This is a genomic window from Variovorax sp. M-6 (genome assembly GCF_052114385.1).
Classification (GTDB): Bacteria; Pseudomonadota; Gammaproteobacteria; order Burkholderiales; family Burkholderiaceae_C; genus Variovorax.
In genome coordinates, this window is sequence record NZ_JBFREQ010000003.1 from 170,420 (window position 1) to 191,498 (window position 21,079).

The window sequence follows — 21,079 nt, forward strand, 5'->3', positions numbered from 1 at the left end:
CCGAGTCAGTCGCAGTTCTGCGCAATGTAGGCCTTCACCGCCTCGGCATCGGCCGGCAGCTTGACGACGCGCTTCGGCAGCGCCTCGATGCCTTCGAAGCGCGCGGGCCGGTCGGGCTCATGGCCCAGCGCCTCGACGATGGTCTCGGCGAACTTGATCGGCAGCGCGGTCTCCAGCACGATCATCGGCACGCCCGGCACGAGATGCTCGCGCGCGGCCTTCAGGCCGTCGGCGGTGTGGGTGTCGATCAGCGTGGCGAATCGCTTGTCCGTGTCCCGGATGGTCGCCAGCCGGTCGGCGTGGGTGCTGCGACTGCTGACGAAGCCGAAGCGGGTCGCGGCTCCGGCGAAGACCGGGTCGGCGCTGAGGTCGAAGCGCCCGGCGCTACCCAGCTCGCCCGCGAACAGCGCGCGCGTCCTGGCAGCGTCGCGGCCCACCAGGTCGAACACGAAGCGCTCGAAATTGCTGGCCTTCGAAATGTCCATCGAGGGGCTCGAGGTCTCGTGCGTGTCGGCGGCCGAGCGCACGCGGTAGACGCCGGTGCGGAAGAACTCGTCGAGCACGTCGTTCTCGTTGGTCGCCACCACCAGCGTGCGGATCGGCAGGCCCATCATGCGCGCCACGTGGCCGGCGCAGACGTTGCCGAAGTTGCCCGAGGGGACGGTGAAGCTGACCTGCTTGTCGTTGTCGCTGGTCGCCTGGAAGTAGCCGGCGAAGTAGTAGACCACCTGCGCCAGCAGGCGCGCCCAGTTGATCGAGTTGACCGTGCCGATCTTGTACTTGCGCTTGAAGGCCAGATCGTTCGACACCGCCTTGACGATGTCCTGGCAGTCGTCGAACACGCCGCTGATCGCGATGTTGTGGATGTTCGCATCCTGCAGGCTGAACATCTGGGCCTGCTGGAACGGGCTCATGCGGCCGTCGGGCGAGGTCATGAAGACCCGCACGCCCTTTTTGCCGCGCATCGCGTATTCGGCTGCGCTGCCGGTGTCGCCGCTGGTGGCGCCGAGGATGTTGAGCTGCTCGCCGCGGCGACCCAGTTCGTACTCGAACAGGTTGCCCAGCAATTGCATCGCCATGTCCTTGAAGGCCAGCGTGGGGCCGTTCGACAGGGCTTCGAGGTAGACGCCGTCCTCGAGCTCGCGCAGCGGGACGATCTCGTCGCTGCCGAACACCTCGGCGGTGTACGTGCGGGCGCAGATTCCCTTCAGGTCGAACGACGGAATGTCGTCGATGTAGAGCGACAGGATCTCGAACGCCAGCTCCGCATAGGGCAACCCGCGCCACTTCGCGAGCGTGGCCGCATCGACCTTCGGATACTGCTCGGGCAGGTACAGCCCGCCGTCGGGCGCCAGGCCTTCCAGCAGGATGTCGCAGAAGCGGCGGCGGTCCGGGTGGCCGCGCGTGGACAGGTAGCGCATCAGGACAACTCTTCCTTGCGGATGCGCACGATCGGCGCGAGCACGGTCGGCAGCGCCTGCAGTTCCTCCAGCGCATCGTCGAGCGTGCCTTCGCGCGTGTCGTGCGTGAGGATGATGAGGTCGGTCTGGGTCGAGCCCTCGCCGCCCACTTCGTCGGCCTCGCGCTGCAGCACCGCGTCGATGCTGATGCCGGCGCTGGCCAGCAAGCCGGTCACCTTGGCCAGCACGCCGGCCTCGTCGGCCACGCGCAGGCGCAGGTAGTAGCTGGTGACGACCTCGGCCATCGGCAGGATCTTCAGGTCGCTCATCGCGTCCGGATGGAAGGCCAGGTGCGGCACGCGATGTGCCGCATCGGCCGTGTGCAGGCGCGCGATGTCGACCAGGTCGGCGATCACGGCGCTCGCGGTCGGCTCGCTGCCGGCGCCCTTGCCGTAGTAGAGCGTGGTGCCGACGGCGTCGCCGTTGACCACCACCGCGTTCATCGCACCCTCGACGTTGGCGAGCAGGCGCTTGGACGGCACCAGCGCCGGGTGCACGCGCAGCTCGATGCCCTGCGCCTTGCGCTTGGTGATGCCGAGCAGCTTGATGCGGTAGCCCAGCTGCTCGGCGTACTTGATGTCCTGCGCCGCGAGCTTGGTGATGCCCTCGACGTGGGCGCGGTCGAACTGGACCGGGATGCCGAAGGCGATCGCGCTCATGAGCGTGACCTTGTGCGCGGCGTCGACGCCCTCGATGTCGAAGGTGGGATCGGCTTCGGCGTAGCCCAGGCGCTGCGCCTCCTTCAGCACGGTGTCGAAGTCCAGCCCCTTGTCGCGCATCTCCGAGAGGATGAAATTGGTGGTGCCGTTGATGATGCCGGCGATCCACTGGATCGAGTTGGCCGTGAGGCCTTCGCGCAGCGCCTTGATGATCGGGATGCCGCCGGCCACCGCGGCCTCGAAGGCCACCATCACGCCCTTGGCATGCGCGGCCGCGAAGATCTCGGTGCCGTGCACCGCGAGCAGCGCCTTGTTGGCCGTGACCACGTGCTTGCCGGCCGCGATCGCTTCCAGCACCAGCGCGCGGGCGACACCGTAGCCGCCGATCAGCTCGATCACGATGTCGATCTCGGGGTTGGCGATCACGGCGCGCGCGTCGCCGACCACCTGCACGCCCTCGCCGACCACCGAGCGGGCACGCTCGATGTCGAGGTCGGCGACCATGGTGATCTCGATGCCGCGGCCCGCACGGCGCTTGATCTCTTCCTGATTGCGCTGGAGCACCTGGAAGGTGCCGCTACCGACCGTGCCGATGCCGAGCAGGCCAACTTGGATGGGTTTCATTCGATTCGTCTCTGGAGCAGTGGGGCTCAGGCGCCCCGGTTTCGATAGCGTTCGAGGAAGCCGGCGATGCGGCCGACCGCCTCGCGCAGGTCCTCTTCGTGCGGCAGGAACACGATGCGGAAGTGGTCGGGCGTGGCCCAGTTGAAGCCGGTACCCTGCACCAGCATCACCTTGGTTTCCTTCAGCAGTTCGAGGAAGAACTGCCGGTCGTCCTCGATCGGATAGATCTTCGGGTCGAGCTTCGGGAACATGTAGAGCGCCGCGCTGGGCTTGACGCAGCTCACGCCCGGAATCGCGGTGATCAGCTCGTAGGCGAGGTCGCGCTGCCGGCGCAGGCGTCCGCCCGGATGGACCAGGTCGTTGATGCTCTGATAGCCGCCCAACGCCGTCTGGATCGCCCACTGGCCCGGCACGTTGGCGCACAGCCGCATGTTCGAGAGCATGTTGAGGCCCTCGATGTAGTCGCGCGCCATCTTCTTGTCGCCCGACACCACCAGCCAGCCGGAGCGGTAGCCGCAGGAGCGGTAGCTCTTGGAGAGCGAGTTGAAGGTCAGCGTCAGCACGTCCTTCGACAGGCTGGCGATCGCCGTGTGCTTCACGTCGTCGTACAGCACCTTGTCGTAGACCTCGTCGGCGAAGATCACCAGGCCGTGCTCCCGCGCGATCGCGACGATGCCCTTGAGCAAATCGTCCGAGTACAGCGCGCCGGTGGGGTTGTTCGGGTTGATCACCACGATGCCCTTGGTGCGCGGCGTGATCTTGGCGCGGATGTCGTCCAGGCTCGGCATCCAGCCGTTGCCCTCGTCGCACAGGTAGTGCACCGGCCGGCCGCCCGAAAGGCTCGCCACCGCGGTCCACAGCGGGTAGTCGGGCATCGGCACCAGCAATTCGTCGCCGTCGTTGAGCAGCGCGTTGGTGGCCATCGCGATCAGCTCGCTGGCGCCGTTGCCGAGATAGATGTCGTCGAGCGTGACGCCCGCGATGCCCTGCTTCTGGGTCTCGTGCATCACCGCCTTGCGCGCCGCGAAGATGCCCTTGCTGTCCGAGTAGCCGGCCGAGGCCGGCAGGTTGCGGATCATGTCCTGCTGGACCTCCTCCGGCGCATCGAAGCCGAACACCGCCAGATTGCCGATGTTGAGCTTGATGATCTTCTGGCCCTCTTCCTCCATCTGCTTCGCGGCGTCCATGATCGGGCCGCGGATGTCGTAGAGCACATTGGCCAGCTTGGCCGATTTCTTGAGCGGTTTCAAAGTCCCTCCAAGGGGGTCTGCGCAGGGGAAAACCTATAATTTGACCACAGATCACACCCCTCCCCGATGAAGCTACAGCCCGACAAATCCGACGTCCAGACCCTCACTGCGCACGGCCCGGGCTGGGTCGCCATCAACAATGAACGGGTCGAATCGAGCGTGGTGGTCGGCTCCCGCGGCGAGCGCTTCGAGTGGGATGCCGGCGAATTCGGCCAACTCGGCGCGGAGCACTTCGCGCAACTGGCTGCGCTCGGCGCCGAATTGATCATTTTCGGCAGCGGCAAGCGCATCCGATTCCCGCAACCCGCCTGGCTCCAGCCGCTGATGGCACGGCGCATCGGCGTCGAGACCATGGACACGCCGGCGGCCTGCCGCACCTACAACATTCTCGCCAGCGAAGGCCGTCATGTGGTCGCCGCGCTCCTGATCGAGAAGCCCCCAGGGCAATAGGAGGCATTTCGGGGTAAAATTGCGGGTTGCGAACCGGCGGCTCGCCCTCCTCAGTTAGCAACGACCAATCCTCCATGGTCTCGACGGGTTTCGACCGCGTCGGGCATGGAATCAAACGGAGAAAACAAGTTTCATGGCGATCGTTGTCAACAAACCCATCCCCGAATTCGACGCCAATGCGACAGGCGGCCTGAAGGTCTCGAACACCTCGCACCTCGGCCACGTGCTGGTCATGTATTTCTACCCCAAAGACAATACCCCTGGCTGCACCACCGAAGCCATGCAGTTCCGCGACCGCTACAAGGACTTCGAAAAGGCCGGCGCCACCGTGTTCGGCGTATCGCGCGACAACATGAAGTCGCACGACGAATTCAAAGCCAAGCTCGAACTCCCCTTCGAGCTGATCGCTGACACCGAAGAAAAGATGTGCCACATGTTCGGTGTGGTCAAGAACAAGATCATGTACGGCAAGAAGGTCAAGGGCATCGAGCGCAGCACCTTCCTGATCGGCGCCGACGGCGTGCTGAAGGCCGAATGGCGGGGCCTGAAGGTCCCGGGCCACGTCGACGACGTCCTGAAGGCGGTCAAGGCGCTCAAGAAAGCTGCCTGAAGCCTGATTTCGTGTGGTTTTGCGCTCTCGCGTTGGCGAAGCGCAACGATCACAGGTTGCGACACGTGCGATGTGCATAATGGCTTCATGCCGTTGAGCTCCACGACCGCATCCACCGAACAAAGCCGCCCTGGTCTTCAGGCGGCTTTTTCGCTTTCTGGCACCCTTCCTTTTGCGAGCGACACCCCCCATGCCTCTGCCTCCCGCCCCCACGAAACGCGCCGCTCTGCTGTCGCCGGACGCGCACGACGCGCCCGCCCGTTCCTCGCAGGGACGCAACGGTCGCCGCTCGGCCGACCGCAGGACTGAACAAGGCGGCTCGAACGGGCCCCAGCCGCTCGAGTTGTTCGATCGCCACGTTGCGGAGGCCGGCGGCCCTGTCGAGCCGCCGCCGCTGCCGGTGCCTCCCAAGGCCAAGGCGCCGGCCCGACCGGCACAGGAGCCGGCGGTGCAGGTCGAGACGCGCGCCAGGGTCGTCCCCGCGCCAGCCCCAGCCCCCGTCCCTGCGCCGCAGGCACCCGCGCGTGCCAAGCGCAGCAAATCCAACGGCCCGGCCAAGCTCTTCGTGCTCGACACCAACGTGCTGCTGCACGATCCGATGTGCCTGTTCCGCTTCGAGGAGCACGACATCTTCCTGCCGATGATCGTGCTGGAAGAGCTCGACGGCCACAAGAAGGGCACCACCGAAGTCGCGCGCAACGGGCGCCAGACCAGCCGCACGCTCGACGCGCTGGCCGGCGCGCAGGGGGCCGACATCGGCAAGGGACTGAAGCTCGACACCACCGGCCACCGCGAGGCCGGCGGCAAGCTGTTCTTCCAGACCGCCCCGCTCGACTACACGCTGCCGACCAGCCTGCCGCAGGGCAAGGCCGACAACCAGATCCTCGGCGTGGTGCAGGCACTGCGCGATCTCTATGCCCGGGAGGCGCCCGGCCGTCCGAAGCAGGAGGTGGTGTTGGTGTCGAAGGACATCAACATGCGCGTCAAGGCGCGCGCACTGGGGCTGGCCGCCGACGACTACCAGAACGACAAGACGCTGGAGGACGGTGACCTGCTCTACGCCGGCTCGCTCGCGCTGCCGGCCGATTTCTGGACCCGCCAGAGCAAGACGATCGAGAGCTGGCAAAGCGGCAGCAGCACCTTCTACCGGATCAGCGGCCCGATCGTGCCCAACCTCTACATCAACCAGTTCGTCTACTTCGAGGCGCCCGGCGAGCCCAGCATGTATGCGCGCGTGACCGAGATCCGCGACAAGACCGCGGTGCTCAAGACGCTGAAGGACTACGGCTCGGCCAAGAACGCCGTCTGGGGCGTGAACACGCGCAACCGCGAGCAGAACTTCGCGATGAACCTGCTGATGGACCCGGACGTCGACTTCGTCACGCTGACCGGCACCGCCGGCACCGGCAAGACGCTGATGGCGCTGGCCTCGGGCCTGACGCAGGTGCTCGACGACCGTCGTTACACCGAGATCATCATGACCCGCGCGACCGTCAGCGTGGGCGAGGACATCGGCTTCCTGCCCGGCACCGAGGAAGAGAAGATGGGCCCGTGGATGGGGGCACTCGACGACAACCTCGAGTTCCTGGCCAAGGGCGACGGCGGCGGCGCCGGCGAATGGGGCCGCGCGGCCACCAACGAGCTGATTCGCAGCCGCATCAAGATCAAGAGCATGAACTTCATGCGCGGGCGCACCTTCCTGAACAAGTACGTCATCATCGACGAGGCGCAGAACCTGACGCCCAAGCAAATGAAGACACTGGTGACGCGCGCGGGCCCGGGCACCAAGATCATCTGCATGGGCAACCTGGCGCAGATCGACACGCCCTACCTCACGGAGGGTTCTTCGGGCCTCACCTTCGCGGTCGACAAGTTCAAGGGCTGGCCGCACAGCGGCCACATCACCCTGGCTCGGGGGGAACGCTCGAGGTTGGCCGACTTCGCCAGCGAGGTTCTTTAGCTCGCCCCCAGGTTGCCCCGCACTTCGTGTCGGGGCGCCCACCCCCTATCGGGGGCAACACCAGCGGCCCGGCAAAGCCGGTTCCGCGGTGTTCACGAATGGGCCTGCGCTGCGCGCGGGCCCTTTTTTATGGTCTGCTGAAGGCTCCTGACAACACGTTGTCAGGAGGCTCCGCGCAGCATGGAGGCTTCAATCACTGACACAGGAGAGCACCATGACTGCCACCACCATCAACTGGTTCGAGATCCCCGTCGCCAACCTGGACCGGGCGCAGGCCTTCTACGAGAAGGTGCTCGGCCGCGCACTGAAGCGCGAAGACATGGGCGGCGAGCCGATGGCGATCTTTCCCTACGAGCAGCCTGCCACCGGCGGTTGTCTGGTGGCCGGCAGCCCGCGTGCCGCCGCGGCGGGCAGTGGCGTGCGCATCTATCTCGACTGCATGCCGAGCATCGACGCGGCACTGTCTCGCGTTGCCGCGGCAGGCGGACAGATCGTGACACCGAAGACCGCGCTGCCGGCGGACATGGGTTCTTTCGCCGTTCTGCGCGACACCGAAGGCAACGAAGTCGGACTGCACGCCCTCGCCTGAACCATGAACACGCCGACGCACAGGAACTGGATCGCCGTCGCGAGCGCGGAGCATGCGCGCCGCGGTCGCGACAACGCCACGGGCGGCTTCATGCAGGTCGGACACGGCAAGCTGGCCCCCCTCCAACGCATCAAGGCCGGCGACCGCGTGGCCTACTACGCCCCGACCACCGAACTCGGCGTGGCCGATAGGCTGCAGAGCTTCGTTTCGATCGGCGTCGTGCACGGCGATGCCCCCTACGAGGCCGACATGGGCAACGGCTTCGTGCCGTGGCGGCGAGACGTGCATTACGCCGCCGCGAGCGAAGCGCCCATCCTGCCGCTGATCGAACAGTTCGATTTCGTCGAAGACCCGAAACGCTGGGGCGGCAAGTTCCGCTTCGGCATGTTCGATGTCAACGATCACGATTTCCGCCTGATCGCGGCGGCCATGAAAGCCGATCGCGAAGGCCTCGACCTCTGAAAGCCATGATGGAGAAAACCATGCAACCCCAACTTCAGCACCTCGATCCCTTCAACGTCGCCGGATTGACCGCACGCACCACGAACCGCGACGAGAGCGACCCCGAGGCCGCGCGCATCGGCACGCTATGGGACCGTTTCTTCGGCGAGCGCGTCTACGAGACGACCCCTCACCGCATCGACGACATGCGGCTCTACGGCGTCTACTCGGCCTACGAGACCGACGCGCACGGCGCCTTCGACATCACGACCGGCGTCGCGGTGGCCGATGGCCCCGCGACGGTGCGGATCGAAGGCGGCGACTACCTGGTCTTCACCGGGCAAGGTGAAATGCCGCAGATGGTGCTCGCGGTCTGGCAGGCGATCTGGCACTATTTCGATGCGCACCCGGAGATCCGGCGCCGCTACCAGAGCGACTTCGAGGCCTACAGCGGGCCCGACCAGGTCGCCATCCACATCGGAGTCCTGACGGACTGACATGAGCAGCACCATCGGCAGCAGACGCAGCAGGAAGAGCTGGCGGGAGAAGCTCGCGGGCTATCCGCGCCTGCCCGAGGTGAAGCCCATTCCGCCCAGCATGCTGCGTCGCCACGGGCCGGGAACGATCGTGACACCCTCGCCCCGGGAGGTCGAAGACGCCATGAAGCGCGTGCCCGAGGGCCGACTCGTGACGGTCTTCGGCATCGGTGAACAGCTCGCACGCGAACACGGCGCCACCATCGGTTGCACCGTGACCACGGCGATCTTCGCCAGCATGGCGGCGCAGGCGGCGGCGGAAGACCGGCAGGCGGGCCGCGGCGACATCACACCCTACTGGCGCACGCTGAAGGTCAACGGCGAACTGAACCTCAAGTACCCCGGGGGCCTCGATGAACTCATGCGCCGGCTCGAATCCGAAGGCCACACCGTGGTCCAGCGAGGCGCGCGCTTTTTCGTCCTCGACTTCGAGACCAAACTTCTGGGAAGCTGAAGCCGATCCATGCGCCGTGCCGACCGCCTGTTCCAGATCGTCCAGCTCATTCGCGGGCGGCGGCTCACCACGGCCGCCTTTCTCGCGCGCCGTCTCGAGGTCTCCGAGCGAACGGTGTACCGCGACGTCGCAGATCTGCAGCGCCAGGGCGTGCCGCTCGAGGGCGAAGCCGGCGTCGGCTACCGCCTGGGCGCGGGCTTCGACCTGCCGCCGCTGATGTTCACGCAGGACGAGGCGGCGGCACTGGTGGCATCCGCGCGCCTGGCGCAAAGCTGGGTCGACGCCGCGATGGCGCGCGACATCGAATCCGCGCTCGGCAAGATCCTGTCGGTGCTGCCGCCGGCGGCGCGGGTATCGGCCGAAAGCCTGGCGCTCTACGCCCCGGCCTACGTGCTCGACCCCGGCACGCGGTCGCGGCTGCAGACGCTGCGCGAGGCCGTGCAGTCGCGCCACAAGCTGCGCATGGACTACCGCGACGTCGCGGGCGCCCCCAGCCAGCGCACGGTGCGCCCCCTGGGCTGCTTCTACTGGGGCAAGGTCTGGACCTTCTCGGCCTGGTGCGAACTGCGCAACGACTTCCGGGGCTTTCGGCTCGACCGCATCGACGCCATCGAAGTACTGCCGGAACGCTTCAGGGACGAGTCCGGCAAGACCCTGGCCGACATGCTGCGCCAGCTGAACGCCAATGCCGGCTCCGCCGGAACGGGCTAGAAGTCGTTGCCGCCGGCGAGGTTCTCGAACTTGGTCAAGGGCTTCAGGAAGGCCAGCTTGACGGTGCCCGTCGGGCCGTTGCGGTGCTTGCTGATGATCACCTCGGCGACGCCGGGTTCCTTGCTGTTCTTGTCGTAGTAGTCGTCGCGATAGATGAACATGATGATGTCGGCATCCTGCTCGATCGCGCCGGACTCGCGCAGGTCGCTCATCATCGGGCGCTTGTCGGTCCGGCTCTCGACGCCGCGGCTCAACTGCGACAGCGCGATCACCGGGCACTTGAGCTCCTTGGCCAGCATCTTCAGGCCGCGCGAGATTTCGCCCACCGCGGTGGCGCGGTTCTCGTCGTTCATGCTGCTCGACACGCTCATGAGTTGCAGGTAGTCGACCACGATCAGGCCGAGCTTGCCGTACTGGCGTGCCAGCCGTCTCGCATTGGCGCGCAGTTCGCTGGTGGTGAGGCCGGGCGTCTCGTCGATGTGCAGCGAGACGTTGCGCAGCTTCTCGATGGCTTCGGTCAGGCGCGGCCATTCCTCGTCGGTCAGCTTGCCGGTGCGCAGGTGGCCCTGGTCGATGCGGCCGATCGAGCCGACGATACGCACCGCCAACTGCGAAGCCCCCATTTCCATCGAGAACACCGCCACCGGCAGGCCCTCGTTGAGCGCCACGTGCTCGGCGATGTTGATCGCCAGCGAGGTCTTCCCCATCGAGGGGCGCGCGGCCAGCACGATCATGTCGCCCGGCTGCAGGCCGGAGGTCATCTTGTCGAACTCGTAGAAACCGGTGCGCACGCCCGTGATGTCGTTCGGGTTCTCGGCCATCTCGGTCACGCGGTCGAGCAGTTCGACCACCAGGGAATCCATGCCCTGGAAGCCCTGCTTCATGCGCGTGCCTTCCTCGCCGATGTTGAAGATCTTCTGCTCGGCCTCGTCGAGGATCTTGTCGACCGCCTTGCCCTGCGTGTTGAAGGCGTTGGTCGCGATCTCGTCGCTGGCGCTCACCAGCTTGCGCAGGATCGAACGCTCGCGCACGATTTCCGCATAGCGCCGGATGTTGCTCGCGCTCGGCACGTACTGGGCGAGCGAATTCAGGTAGCCGAGCCCGCCGATCTCGTCGGCCTTGCCGAGGTTCTGCAGCTGCTCATAGACCGTGATCACGTCGGCCGGCTTGCTGGCATTGATCAGCGTACCGATGGCCGCGTAGATCAGCTTGTGTTCGTGGCGGTAGAAATCGCCGTCGACCACCACGTCGCCCATGCGGTCCCAGGCGCCGTTGTCGAGCAACAGGCCACCCAGGACGCTCGATTCGGCCTCGATCGAATGGGGTGGGATGCGCAATTGCGCGATCTGGCGGTCAGCCGACGGGTCGTTGTCGGCGTAGGAAAAAACTGCGGACATGAAGTTCCTTGCAACCGTGCATGCTAAGCCGCGGCGAGCGCGGCGTCACGTGGACAAGGCTGTGAATAAGCGGTGATCTTCCGGTGCAGCGTCTGGGACAACCCGTTTGACCGGAAAAAGAAAAGCCGCCCGAAGGCGGCTCTTTCACGCGCGTGAAGCGCGTCGGGCGATCAGGCGGTTTCGCCGTAGACCGCGACGGTGATCTCGACCACCACGTCGGTGTGCAGCGCAACGCTGACGGTGCTGTCGCCAGCGACCTTGATCGGGCCGTTGGGCATGCGCACCTGCGACTTCGCAACCTTGTAGCCCTGCTTGTTGAGCTCTTCGGCGATGTCGCTGTTGGTCACCGAGCCGAACAGGCGGCCGTCGACGCCGGCCTTCTGGGTCAGCTTGACGGTGGTGCCGGCGAGCTTTTCGCCCTGGGCTTGCGATTCGGCCAGCTTGGCGGCCGCAGCCTTTTCGAGTTCGACGCGCTTGGCTTCGAATTCGGCCTTGTTGGCTTCGGTGGCGCGGCGGGCGCGGCCCGACGGGATCAGGAAGTTGCGGGCGTAACCGTCCTTGACCTTGACGATTTCGCCGAGCACGCCGAGATTGACGACCTTGTCCAGAAGAATGACTTGCATGGTATCTGGCTCCTTAGACGCGGTGTTGGTCGCTGTACGGGACCATCGCGAGGAAGCGGGCACGCTTGATCGCGGTGTTGAGCTGGCGCTGGTAGATCGCGCGCGTGCCGGTCAGGCGCGCGGGGATGATCTTGCCGTTTTCGCTGATGAAGTCGCGCAGGGTGTCGATGTCCTTGTAGTCGATCTCTTCGACGCCGGCGACGGTGAAGCGGCAGAAGCGCTTGCGCTTGAACAGCAGCGACTGGGTGTTGCGCTTCGGACGCTTGTCCTTGTTGAATTTCTTGAACGTGGCCATTTTGGACCTCTAGAAAATTAGTTGAATTCTTGAATGTGAAGCACGGGATGCTTGGCCGTACCCGGTGTCGCGAGGAAGCCCTGGAATCGCCAGAGACTGCCCAGCTCCTGCCTTGCGAGCCGCTCGGCCACTGCGCCGAACGCAACGGCCTTGATGGCCGCCTTGACCTGTCGGGGCTGGGCCGCTTCGGTCACTGTCGACTCGTGTTCGAGTCGCAGGTCGATGGCGGGCAATCCGGCAGGCGTGTAACGCAAAGCTCCGAGTTCGGCGACGCAGGCAGTCAGCAGCAGCTGATTGACCGCGGCAGCGCTCACATCATCCGTTGTTGTTGGCGGCGTATTCGGCCTGCTGGGCCTTGCGGGCCTCTTCGCGCTCGACCGTCTTCATCATCGACGAAGGACCGGTGTCGGCCTTCTTCTTGACCACGGTCAGGTGGCGCAGAACGGCGTCGTTGAACTTGAACGCGTGCTCGAGCTCGGCCATGACGGTCTGCTCGGCTTCGATGTTCACGCACAGGTAGTGCGCCTTGTTGAGCTTGTTGATCTGGTAGGCCAGCTGGCGGCGGCCCCAGTCTTCCACGCGGTGGACCTTGCCGCCGCCGGCCGTGATCAGGCCCTTGTAGCGTTCCAGCATGGCCGGAACTTGCTCGCTCTGATCCGGATGGATCAGCAAAATGATTTCATAGTGACGCATTGGCACTCCTTGTGGATTTTTCCTGCGATTTTCTCGAGGAAAGGGGTTGAGCCACCCGCGGCGTCAGACGTGGTGTGGCAAGGCAAAGCCGTAAATTATAGCACTCGGCCCGGCGCCGGACTGCCCTCAAGGTGGCCTGAGGCCCTTCGAGGGGTTGCGGGGGCTCAGTTCCCGCGCAGCGCCCGTTCGAGCGCAGAGGCCTTCTCGGGCCCCACCGCGGCCTGGATCTTGGGAAACAGCTCCAGCAGTTGCTCGCAGGTCGAGCTGCCTTCGACCGACAGGTTGAGCCTGAAGCCGCGCAAGCCCAGACTGCCGGTCAACAGGGTGGCGATCGGATAGGCGTCCTTGTAGCGCTGCTGGTCCGAGCGCGCGGCCTCCGGTGCACTCGCTGCGAGCGCGGACGCGGCCGCCACGGGAATCGCCGCGGGGACGGGACCGTCAACGACCGCAGCCGCGCTCTCCCCGACCCGGGCCAGCAGTCCCTGCCCGACCATCTGATCGATCTCCTCGCGGCTCACGCCCATTCCGGACTCGAGCACCTCGGCGACGCTTCGCCTGCCATCGAAAAGAATGAACGCCGTGCGCTGGCGCGGCGTCAGCGCAATGGACCGGTCCTTGAGAACACGCTGCCCGGCTTCGGTCTTGACAAGAATCATGGGGTTGGTTCCTCGACGTCAAGGTCAGGGCGTATGGCAGGGCCGGCGAAGGGTCCTGGTGCGACTTCGGCACAACCGCGCCCCGGGATGCGGCGAGTTTGACACCAAAGAAGCAATTGGTTGCAAATACGTCAAGCTGACATGAGGATTACACGAAGACCGTGACCAAAGTCGTTGCGCGGCGGTGACACCCCTGCCACCGCCGCCCCTCGCAGCCGCTCAGCGCTTGGCGAGCTGCTTCCAGGTTTCGATCACGCTGTCGGGGTTGAGCGAGATCGACTCGATCCCCTGCTCGGCCAGCCAGAGCGCGAAATCCGGATGGTCGCTGGGGCCCTGGCCGCAGATCCCGACGTACTTGCCCTGGTCCTTGCAGGCCTTGATGACCTTCGCCAGCAGCGCCTTGACGGCCGGGTCGCGCTCGTCGAAGTCGGCGGCCAGCAGTTCCAGCCCGGAGTCGCGGTCCAGGCCCAGCGTGAGCTGGGTCAGGTCGTTCGAGCCGATCGAGAAACCGTCGAAGAATTTCAGGAACTCCTCCGGCAGGATCGCGTTGCTCGGAACCTCGCACATCATGATCAGCTTGAGTTCGTTCTCGCCGCGCTTCAGGCCGTGCTCGCCCAGCAGCGTGGTCACGCGCTCGGCCTGGCCCAGGGTGCGCACGAAGGGCACCATGATCTGCACGTTGGTCAGGCCCATCTCGTTGCGCACGCGCTTGAGCGCCTCGCACTCCATCGCGAAGGCCTCGCCGAACTCGCCGCTGAGGTAGCGCGCCGCGCCGCGGAAGCCCAGCATCGGGTTCTCTTCCTCGGGCTCGTAGCGGCTGCCGCCGATTAGCTTGCGGTATTCGTTGGACTTGAAGTCCGAGAGGCGCACGATCACCGGCTTGGGCCAGAAGGCGGCGCCGATGGTGGCGATGCCCTCGGCCACCTTGTCGACGTAGAAGGCTCGCGGCGAGGCATGGCCGCGCGCCACGGATTCCACCGCCTTCTTGAGGTCGGCGTCGACATTGGGATAGTCGAGGATCGCCTTCGGATGGACGCCGATGTTGTTGTTGATGATGAATTCGAGCCGCGCCAGGCCGACGCCGTGGTTCGGCAGCTGGGCGAAGTCGAAGGCGAGCTGCGGATTGCCCACGTTCATCATGATCTTGAGGTCGATCGGGGGCATCTCGCCGCGCTGGACCTCGGTCACTTCGGTTTCGAGCAGGCCGTCGTAGATGAAACCGGTGTCGCCCTCGGCGCAGCTGACCGTGACCAGCGTGCCTTCCTTGAGCAGGTCGGTGGCATCGCCGCAGCCGACCACCGCCGGGATGCCGAGTTCGCGCGCAATGATCGCCGCGTGGCAGGTGCGTCCGCCCCGGTTGGTGACGATCGCGGCGGCGCGCTTCATCACCGGCTCCCAGTTCGGGTCGGTCATGTCGGTCACGAGCACGTCGCCCGCCTGGACCTTGTCCATCTCGCTGATGTTGTGGACCAGCCGCACCGGCCCGGTGCCGATCTTCTGGCCGATCGCGCGGCCCTCGGCCAGGATGGCGCCGCGGCCCAGCAGCTTGTAGCGCTGTTCCGCCTTGCCCTGCTGCTGGCTCTTCACGGTCTCGGGCCGCGCCTGCAGGATGTAGAGCTGGCCGTCGGTGCCGTCCTTGCCCCATTCGATGTCCATCGGACGGCCGTAGTGCTCCTCGATGACCAGCGCGTATTTCGCCAGTTGCTCGACGTCGGCGTCGCTCAGCGAATAGCGGTTGCGCTGCTCGGTCGGCACGTCGGTGGTCTTGACCAGCTTGCCGCTGGCCGCCTTCTCGGCGGCGGTCGCGAATTCCATCTGGATCAGCTTGGAGCCCAGGTTGCGGCGGATCACCGCGCGCTTGCCGGCGCGCAGCGTCGGCTTGTGGACATAGAACTCGTCGGGGTTCACGGCACCCTGCACCACGGTTTCGCCCAGGCCGTAGCTCGAGGTGATGAAGACCACGTCCTCGAAGCCCGATTCGGTATCGATCGTGAACATCACGCCGGCCGCGCCGAGGTCGCTGCGCACCATGCGCTGCACGCCGGCGGACAGCGCCACCACGTCATGGGCGAAGCCCTTGTGCACCCGGTAGCTGATCGCGCGGTCGTTGTAGAGCGAGGCGAAGACTTCCTTCATCTTGTGCAGCACGTCCTCGATGCCGACCACGTTGAGGAAGGTCTCCTGCTGGCCTGCGAAGGAGGCGTCGGGCAGGTCTTCCGCGGTGGCGGACGAACGCACCGCGAAGCTGGCCTGGGGATTGCCGGCCGACAGCGTCGCGAAAGCCTCGGCGATCGCCTTCTGCAGGTCGGCCGGGAAGGGCTGGGCCTCGACCATCGCGCGGATCTCGCCGCCGACCGTGGCCAGCGCGCGGACGTCATCGGTGTCGAGCTTCGCGAGCTTGGCGCTGATCTTGTCGGCCAGGCCGTCGTGCGCCAGGAACTGGCGGAATGCATGGGCCGTGGTGGCGAAGCCGGTCGGGACGCGGACGCCCTGGGGCAGCTGGGAAATCATCTCGCCGAGACTGGCGTTCTTGCCGCCGACCGACTCGACGTCGGTCATTCTCAGGTTTTCGAACGGTACGACCAGGGCGGTCGCTTCGAACAGTGCAGACATGGGAAAGCTCCAGAAGTTGAAACTGATGCTGCATGCAGGCGCCGCGACGCGATCGTTCTTCTTGCTCTGGGCATCGGCGGGGGGTGCATGCTGGAATTCGAAGGGGAAGGCTGTGGGGGAAAGCGCCCGGCATTCCCGATAATGGGGCGAATTGTAGGCGCGGCCGAGTCGGGCGTGCCGCAGGACAAGGTCGCCCAAATATGCAAACGCGCACTGTTTTCTTCGTTTCCGACGGCACCGGCATCACCGCCGAGACTTTCGGCAATGCCGTTCTGGCCCAGTTCGAGATGAAGCCCCGCCATGTGCGGCTGCCCTTCACCGACACCGCCGACAAGGCGCACCAGGCGGTGCGGAAGATCAACCACACGGCCGAAATCGAGGGTGTGCGGCCGATCGTGTTCACGACGCTGGCAAACATGGAAGTGCTCGAAGTGATCGAAACCGGTTGCAAGGGCATGCTGCTCGACATGTTCGGCACTTTCGTGCGGCCGCTCGAGATCGAGTTCGCGATGAAATCGAACCATCGCATCGGCCGCTTCAGCGACGTCAGCAAGAGCAAGGAGTACGACGCCCGCATCCAGGCCATCGATTTCAGCCTGGCGCACGACGACGGCCAGAGCCACCGCGATCTCGAGGGCGCGGACGTGATCCTGGTCGGCGTCAGCCGCAGCGGCAAGACGCCGACCTCGCTGTATCTCGCCATGCAGCACGGCCTGAAGGCCGCCAACTACCCGCTGATCCCCGAGGATTTCGACCGCCGCCAGTTGCCCCCGGCCCTGATGCCGCATCGCAAGAAGATCTTCGGTCTCACGATCCAGCCCGAGCGCCTGAGCGAGATCCGCAACGAGCGCCGGCCGAATTCGCGCTATGCCAGCCTCGAAAACTGCCGCCACGAGGTCAGCGAGGCCGAGGCGATGATGCGGCGGGCCGGCATTCGCTGGCTGTCGACCACCACCAAGTCGATCGAGGAGATCGCGACCACGATCCTGCAGGAGCTGCGCCCTGAACGCCTGACGTACTGAGCTCGCCCCCAGGTTGCCCGGCACTTCGTGTCCGGGCGCCCACCCCCTACCGGGGGCGCAGTCAGCGGCCCGGCAAAGCCGGTTCCGCGACTGCTCACCAACGGGCGCGCTCCGCGCAGCCGCGAAGATGATCGCAGCGGGCGCCGGATTCCGCGGCCTGCGCAGCCAGGCCCCTTCGTGGAACACCGCGGAACTGGCTTTGCCAGGCCGCTGGTGTTGCCCCCGGTAGGGGGTGGGCGGCTACACGAAGTGAGCCAACCTGGGGGCGAGCCACACTCACCCGAAAAGGTACTGGACCGTGCCGTCGGCAGCGTTGATCGGCTGGCAGCGCATCGCCCAGACGCGCTCAATCAGCGCCGGCTGCAGCACCTCCGCCGCCGGCCCCTGGTGGACGCCGGCGCCGCCGACCAGCACCACCACGTCATCGGCATAACGGCGCGCCAGGTTGAGGTCGTGCAGGACGGCGACGATGCCCACGCCCTGCCCCGCCCAGTCGCGCAGCAGCCGCATCGCGGCGTGCTGGTGCGCCAGGTCGAGCGCGGCGGTGGGCTCGTCCAGCAGCAGCCAGCGGGCGCTGCCGTCGGGCCGGGGATCCCAGAGCTGTGCCAGTGCACGCGCCATCTGCACGCGCGCCTTCTCGCCGCCCGACAGGGTGTTGAGCACGCGCTGCGCGAGCGCCGACACATCGGTCAGCGCCATCGCGCTTTCGATGATGGCGTCTTCGTCCCGGCTCGGCGTGCCGCGGTGGGGGAAACGGCCCAGGGCGACGATTTCCTGGGCAGTGAAGTCGAAGGCCACCGCACTCTCCTGGGGCATCAGTGCCCGACGCAGGGCCAGTGCCGCGGTCTTGTGCTCGGCCGGCGACAGGCGGTCGAGCAGCACGCGGCCGCGGTCCGGCCGGCGCTGGCCGCCCAGCACCGACAGCAAGGTGGACTTGCCCGCGCCGTTGGGGCCCAGGATGGCCGTCACCCGGCCCGGGTGCAGCGTGATGTTCGCGCCGGACAGCAGGGTCTTGCCGCCGATGCGCACCTCGACGTCGATGCAGCCGAGCGTCATATGCGCCCCCGGAAATGCCGCAGCATGAGCAGGAACATCGGCACCCCGATGAAGGCGGTCAGCACACCCAGCGGAAGCTCGGTCGGCGCCATCGCCGTGCGCGCCACCGTGTCGGCGGCCAGCACCAGCACCGCGCCCAGCAGCGCCGACCCCGGCAGCACCACGCGATGGTCGGGCCCCGCCACCAGCCGCACCCAATGCGGCGCGATCAGGCCGACGAAGCCGATGATGCCGGTGGTCGCGGTGACCGCGCCCACCGCGAACGCGGTCACCAGGATCGCCCGCCGCTTGACGCGCTCGACGTCCACGCCCAGCAGCGTCGCCTGCGCCTCGCCCAGCGCGATCGCGTTCAGCGGCGCGGCCAGCGTCAATCCGATGCACAGCGCCACGAACACGATCGCGCCCACCAGCAGCACCGCGCTCCAGCGCGCGCCGCCCAGGCTGCCCAGCAGCCAGAACTGCAGGCTGCGCAATTGCTCGTCCGAGGCCATCACGCTCAGGAAGCCGAGGCCGGCCCCCGCCAGCGCGTTGATCGCGATGCCCGCGAGCAACATCAGCGCCATGCGCGTGCTGCCCTCGCTGCGCGACAGGCCGTAGATCAGCAGCGTCACGGCAAAGCCGCCGCCGAAGGCCATGCTGACCAGCGTCCAGCTGCCCAGGGTGCGTGGCAGCACCGGCATCAGCCAGGTGCCGAGCACGATCGTCACGCCGGCCGCCAGCGCGGCGCCGCTGCTGATGCCGATCAGGCCCGGATCGGCGAGCGGATTGCGGAACAGCCCCTGCATCAGGGTGCCCGCCATACCGAGCCCCGCACCGGCGGCGACGCCGAGGATCAGGCGCGGCAGCCGGATGTTGACGAACACCAGGTACTCGGGCGACGCATCGGCGCCGCCCTGCCAGATCGAAGCGAACACGCCCAGCAACTGCGAGGCGCTGATCGCGTAGGCGCCCGAACCGGCGCCGACGGCGAAGCTCAGCAGCAACAGCACGAGGCCACCCGCCAGGGTGGCGCGCATCGTCAGCCGCCCGCTCATGCCGCGCGAAAGCTCTTGTGCAGTTCGCTGACGGCAAGAGGCAGGCGCGGACCGAACCCCAGCAGCAGCAAGGCGTCCTGGGTCACCAGCGCCCGCTTCCGGAAGGCCGGTGTCAATGCCAGTTCCGGGCGCTGCCAGAACTTCTCCGCACCGCCGTGCGCCTCGATGCTCTGCGTAGTGGTCAGGATCACATCCGGGGCGGCGCTGGCCATGGCCTCGGCGGTCATCGGCCGGTAGCCCTGAAAGCCCGAGAGGCAGTTGACGCCGCCGGCGAAGCCGATCATCGCGTGCGCCGCGGTCTTCTCGCCCGACACCTGCGGGCTCGCGCTGTGGGACAGCACGAACAGCACGCGCGGCTTGCGCGTGCCGGCGCTGTCCGTCGCCAAGCGCTTCTGCACCTCGGACCATTCGACCTCGAGCCGCGTCATCAGTTCGCGCGCCTGCGCCTCGCGCGCCGCCGCGCGGCCCACGGCGGCCACCTTGCGCTGCACCTCGCCCCAGCTGTGGTCGGCTTCGACCAGCTCCAGCCTGACGCCGGCCGCACGCAGCTGGTCGAGCACGACCGGCGGCCCCGACTCGGTGGTGGCGATCACCGCATCGGGCTTGAGCGACAGCAGCCCTTCGGCGGAGAGCTGGCGCATGTAGCCGACCTTCGGCGTCCGGCGGGCGGCCTCCGGGTAAAGGCTCGTGGTGTCGGTCCCGACCAGCTGCGACTCGGCGCCCAGCGCGAACACCACCTCGGTGATGGCGCCGCTGACGGTCACCAGGCGCGGTGCGCCCGGACCCTGCGCAGCGACGGGCCAGGCGCATGCGGCCAGCGCGGAAGCGCCGAGAAGGCGCAGCGTGTCGCGCCGATCTCGCGTCGCCCTCGTCATGCGCCCACCTCGGCGCTCGGCAGTTTTCGCACCAACTCACGCCAGTCGTCGCGTTCCGGCACGCCGGGCTTGCGCGCACCGAAGAACATCGCCATCAGGCCGCCCTCGCGGTCGAAGGCCTCGACCGAAGTCACAACGCCGTCGCTGGTCGGCTTCTCGACGATCCAGACGCTCTCGACCAGGTCTTCGCGCAGGTGCAGGTTGAAGCCCGGGTCCAGCACGTTGAGCCACTGCATGCCGCGCATCTCCATCGGCTCGACCCGCACCACCGGCCCGGTGTGGATCTGGATGCAGCCCGGGCTGCCCACGAACACCATGATGGGCGTGCCCGCGAAGGAAGCCTCGTGCAGCAGCTCGCGCACCGCCAGCCGGGCGGCCCGCTTCGCGAATGTGCCCTCGGTCAGGCGGAAGCTCTGCTGTCGCTCGACTTCGAACTTGTTGAGCAGGCCGAAGAACTGGTGCGTGTCGGTCATGCGCCCCCACGCCTCGGCGAGGCCGGCGCCGTCGATCTCGCGGTCGGGCCGCGGCGGCGCCTTGGGCTGCACGGGCCCGAACTCGACGATCTGCGCGGCATCCGCATGGGCCTGGGCGACCGACTGGAAGGCATCGCGATCGGTCGCATCGCGGACAAAGATCTTGTGCACGGCCAGGCCGCTGGCATCGAAGAACTGCAGGCTCAGCGACGGCGGCTGGCCCGCATTCGCGGCCGCCTCGCTGACGAAGAAGCCCGCATGCCAGTGGCTGAAAAAGAGCCGCAGGTCGATCTCCTCGCCGAGCGCGAGACCCATCTGGGCGCCGCCGGACAGGTTCCGGTAGATGCCCGTCTTCTCGTGCACCGTCGAGGCATTGCGCGTCAGCGCCAGCACCGGACCGCACAGTTCGAGCGCTTGCAACAACGCGAGCCACGGCCCGCGCAGCGGCGCTGCGCGCAGCGCCCGATCGTGCGCGCCCGCATGGGCGGCAATGGCCTCGCCCTCGCTGATGCCGAGCGCTTCGGCGGCATCCTTGTGGCGCTTGCCTTCGGCGCGCAGGGCGGCGAATCGTTCGCGAATGAGTTCATGGGTCATCATG

General features: G+C 66.8%; 23 protein-coding genes. 9 read left to right on the forward strand and 14 right to left on the reverse strand.

Going from position 1 to position 21,079, the window contains the following annotated elements; genetic code table 11:
- Positions 1–5: 5 nt before the first annotated feature.
- Genes thrC through AB4Z46_RS05100 form a run of 3 tightly spaced genes read right to left on the reverse strand, consistent with a single transcriptional unit; the run spans position 6 to position 3,993 of the window.
- Positions 6–1,421 (reverse strand): threonine synthase, encoded by a 1,416-nt coding sequence (thrC, locus tag AB4Z46_RS05090; RefSeq protein WP_442282390.1) that lies wholly within the window; start codon positions 1,419–1,421, stop codon positions 6–8.
- A complete protein-coding gene (locus AB4Z46_RS05095) occupies positions 1,421–2,743 on the reverse strand; it encodes a homoserine dehydrogenase (RefSeq protein ID WP_442282391.1) in 1,323 nt (440 codons plus the stop codon). Before AB4Z46_RS05095 ends, thrC begins: the two co-directional genes overlap by 1 nt.
- Before the next feature lie 26 nt (positions 2,744–2,769).
- Positions 2,770–3,993: a pyridoxal phosphate-dependent aminotransferase gene (locus AB4Z46_RS05100; protein ID WP_442282392.1), complete on the reverse strand. Its 1,224-nt coding sequence runs from the start codon at positions 3,991–3,993 to the stop codon at positions 2,770–2,772.
- A 66-nt stretch (positions 3,994–4,059) separates the two neighbouring features.
- On the opposite strand from AB4Z46_RS05100, the gene AB4Z46_RS05105 reads away from it, so the two are divergent.
- The 8 genes from AB4Z46_RS05105 to AB4Z46_RS05140 all read left to right on the forward strand — a co-directional run bounded on the left by AB4Z46_RS05105 (position 4,060) and on the right by AB4Z46_RS05140 (position 9,744).
- Positions 4,060–4,443, forward strand: a complete 384-nt coding sequence (locus AB4Z46_RS05105; RefSeq protein ID WP_442282393.1) for an Mth938-like domain-containing protein — start codon at positions 4,060–4,062, stop codon at positions 4,441–4,443.
- Positions 4,444–4,576: 133 nt separating this feature from the next.
- Complete coding sequence (locus AB4Z46_RS05110) at positions 4,577–5,053, forward strand: peroxiredoxin (protein WP_021006537.1); 477 nt, start codon at positions 4,577–4,579, stop codon at positions 5,051–5,053.
- A 190-nt stretch (positions 5,054–5,243) separates the two neighbouring features.
- Positions 5,244–7,013, forward strand: coding sequence for a PhoH family protein (locus AB4Z46_RS05115; RefSeq protein ID WP_442282394.1), 1,770 nt, complete (start codon positions 5,244–5,246; stop codon positions 7,011–7,013).
- A gap of 214 nt (positions 7,014–7,227) precedes the next feature.
- On the forward strand, positions 7,228–7,602 hold the full coding sequence (locus tag AB4Z46_RS05120; protein WP_442282395.1) for a VOC family protein: 375 nt from the start codon (positions 7,228–7,230) through the stop codon (positions 7,600–7,602).
- A 3-nt stretch (positions 7,603–7,605) separates the two neighbouring features.
- Positions 7,606–8,064, forward strand: coding sequence for an EVE domain-containing protein (locus AB4Z46_RS05125; protein WP_442282396.1), 459 nt, complete (start codon positions 7,606–7,608; stop codon positions 8,062–8,064).
- A 20-nt stretch (positions 8,065–8,084) separates the two neighbouring features.
- The gene (locus AB4Z46_RS05130; RefSeq protein ID WP_442282397.1) at positions 8,085–8,540 is read left to right on the forward strand and encodes a GyrI-like domain-containing protein; all 456 of its coding nucleotides are present in this window, start codon (positions 8,085–8,087) and stop codon (positions 8,538–8,540) included.
- A 1-nt stretch (position 8,541) separates the two neighbouring features.
- Complete coding sequence (locus AB4Z46_RS05135; RefSeq protein ID WP_442282398.1) at positions 8,542–9,033, forward strand: 6-O-methylguanine DNA methyltransferase; 492 nt, start codon at positions 8,542–8,544, stop codon at positions 9,031–9,033.
- A 9-nt stretch (positions 9,034–9,042) separates the two neighbouring features.
- The gene (locus AB4Z46_RS05140) at positions 9,043–9,744 is read left to right on the forward strand and encodes a helix-turn-helix transcriptional regulator (RefSeq protein WP_442282399.1); all 702 of its coding nucleotides are present in this window, start codon (positions 9,043–9,045) and stop codon (positions 9,742–9,744) included.
- Here the strand turns inward: AB4Z46_RS05140 and dnaB are convergent.
- From dnaB to ppsA, 7 genes are all read right to left on the reverse strand, one after another.
- Positions 9,741–11,141, reverse strand: coding sequence for a replicative DNA helicase (gene dnaB / locus AB4Z46_RS05145; RefSeq protein ID WP_442282400.1), 1,401 nt, complete (start codon positions 11,139–11,141; stop codon positions 9,741–9,743). The genes AB4Z46_RS05140 and dnaB overlap by 4 nt on opposite strands.
- A 170-nt stretch (positions 11,142–11,311) precedes the next feature.
- Positions 11,312–11,764, reverse strand: a complete 453-nt coding sequence (gene rplI / locus AB4Z46_RS05150) for a 50S ribosomal protein L9 (protein ID WP_442282401.1) — start codon at positions 11,762–11,764, stop codon at positions 11,312–11,314.
- 13 nt (positions 11,765–11,777) lie between these two features.
- On the reverse strand, positions 11,778–12,059 hold the full coding sequence (gene rpsR / locus AB4Z46_RS05155) for a 30S ribosomal protein S18 (RefSeq protein WP_007830781.1): 282 nt from the start codon (positions 12,057–12,059) through the stop codon (positions 11,778–11,780).
- A gap of 17 nt (positions 12,060–12,076) precedes the next feature.
- Entirely contained in the window at positions 12,077–12,373 is a 297-nt protein-coding gene (gene priB / locus AB4Z46_RS05160) for a primosomal replication protein N (RefSeq protein WP_442282402.1), read from the reverse strand.
- Position 12,374: 1 nt separating this feature from the next.
- Positions 12,375–12,752, reverse strand: coding sequence for a 30S ribosomal protein S6 (gene rpsF / locus AB4Z46_RS05165; RefSeq protein WP_286367284.1), 378 nt, complete (start codon positions 12,750–12,752; stop codon positions 12,375–12,377).
- A 164-nt stretch (positions 12,753–12,916) separates the two neighbouring features.
- Positions 12,917–13,408 (reverse strand): hypothetical protein, encoded by a 492-nt coding sequence (locus tag AB4Z46_RS05170; protein ID WP_442282403.1) that lies wholly within the window; start codon positions 13,406–13,408, stop codon positions 12,917–12,919.
- Positions 13,409–13,627: 219 nt separating this feature from the next.
- The gene (gene ppsA / locus AB4Z46_RS05175; protein ID WP_442282404.1) at positions 13,628–16,021 is read right to left on the reverse strand and encodes a phosphoenolpyruvate synthase; all 2,394 of its coding nucleotides are present in this window, start codon (positions 16,019–16,021) and stop codon (positions 13,628–13,630) included.
- 200 nt (positions 16,022–16,221) lie between these two features.
- Here ppsA and ppsR point away from each other — a divergent pair, with 200 nt between their 5' ends.
- Positions 16,222–17,043, forward strand: coding sequence for a posphoenolpyruvate synthetase regulatory kinase/phosphorylase PpsR (ppsR, locus tag AB4Z46_RS05180; RefSeq protein ID WP_442282405.1), 822 nt, complete (start codon positions 16,222–16,224; stop codon positions 17,041–17,043).
- A 276-nt stretch (positions 17,044–17,319) separates the two neighbouring features.
- Here ppsR and AB4Z46_RS05185 read toward each other — a convergent pair whose 3' ends face one another.
- Genes AB4Z46_RS05185 through AB4Z46_RS05200 form a run of 4 tightly spaced genes read right to left on the reverse strand, consistent with a single transcriptional unit; the run spans position 17,320 to position 21,075 of the window.
- On the reverse strand, positions 17,320–18,099 hold the full coding sequence (locus tag AB4Z46_RS05185; RefSeq protein WP_442282406.1) for a heme ABC transporter ATP-binding protein: 780 nt from the start codon (positions 18,097–18,099) through the stop codon (positions 17,320–17,322).
- Positions 18,096–19,133, reverse strand: coding sequence for a FecCD family ABC transporter permease (locus AB4Z46_RS05190; RefSeq protein WP_442282407.1), 1,038 nt, complete (start codon positions 19,131–19,133; stop codon positions 18,096–18,098). Before AB4Z46_RS05190 ends, AB4Z46_RS05185 begins: the two co-directional genes overlap by 4 nt.
- Positions 19,130–20,008, reverse strand: coding sequence for a heme/hemin ABC transporter substrate-binding protein (locus AB4Z46_RS05195; protein ID WP_442282408.1), 879 nt, complete (start codon positions 20,006–20,008; stop codon positions 19,130–19,132). The genes AB4Z46_RS05190 and AB4Z46_RS05195 overlap by 4 nt, the downstream gene beginning before the upstream one ends.
- Positions 20,005–21,075 (reverse strand): hemin-degrading factor, encoded by a 1,071-nt coding sequence (locus AB4Z46_RS05200; protein WP_442282409.1) that lies wholly within the window; start codon positions 21,073–21,075, stop codon positions 20,005–20,007. Before AB4Z46_RS05200 ends, AB4Z46_RS05195 begins: the two co-directional genes overlap by 4 nt.
- Positions 21,076–21,079 lie beyond the last annotated feature (4 nt).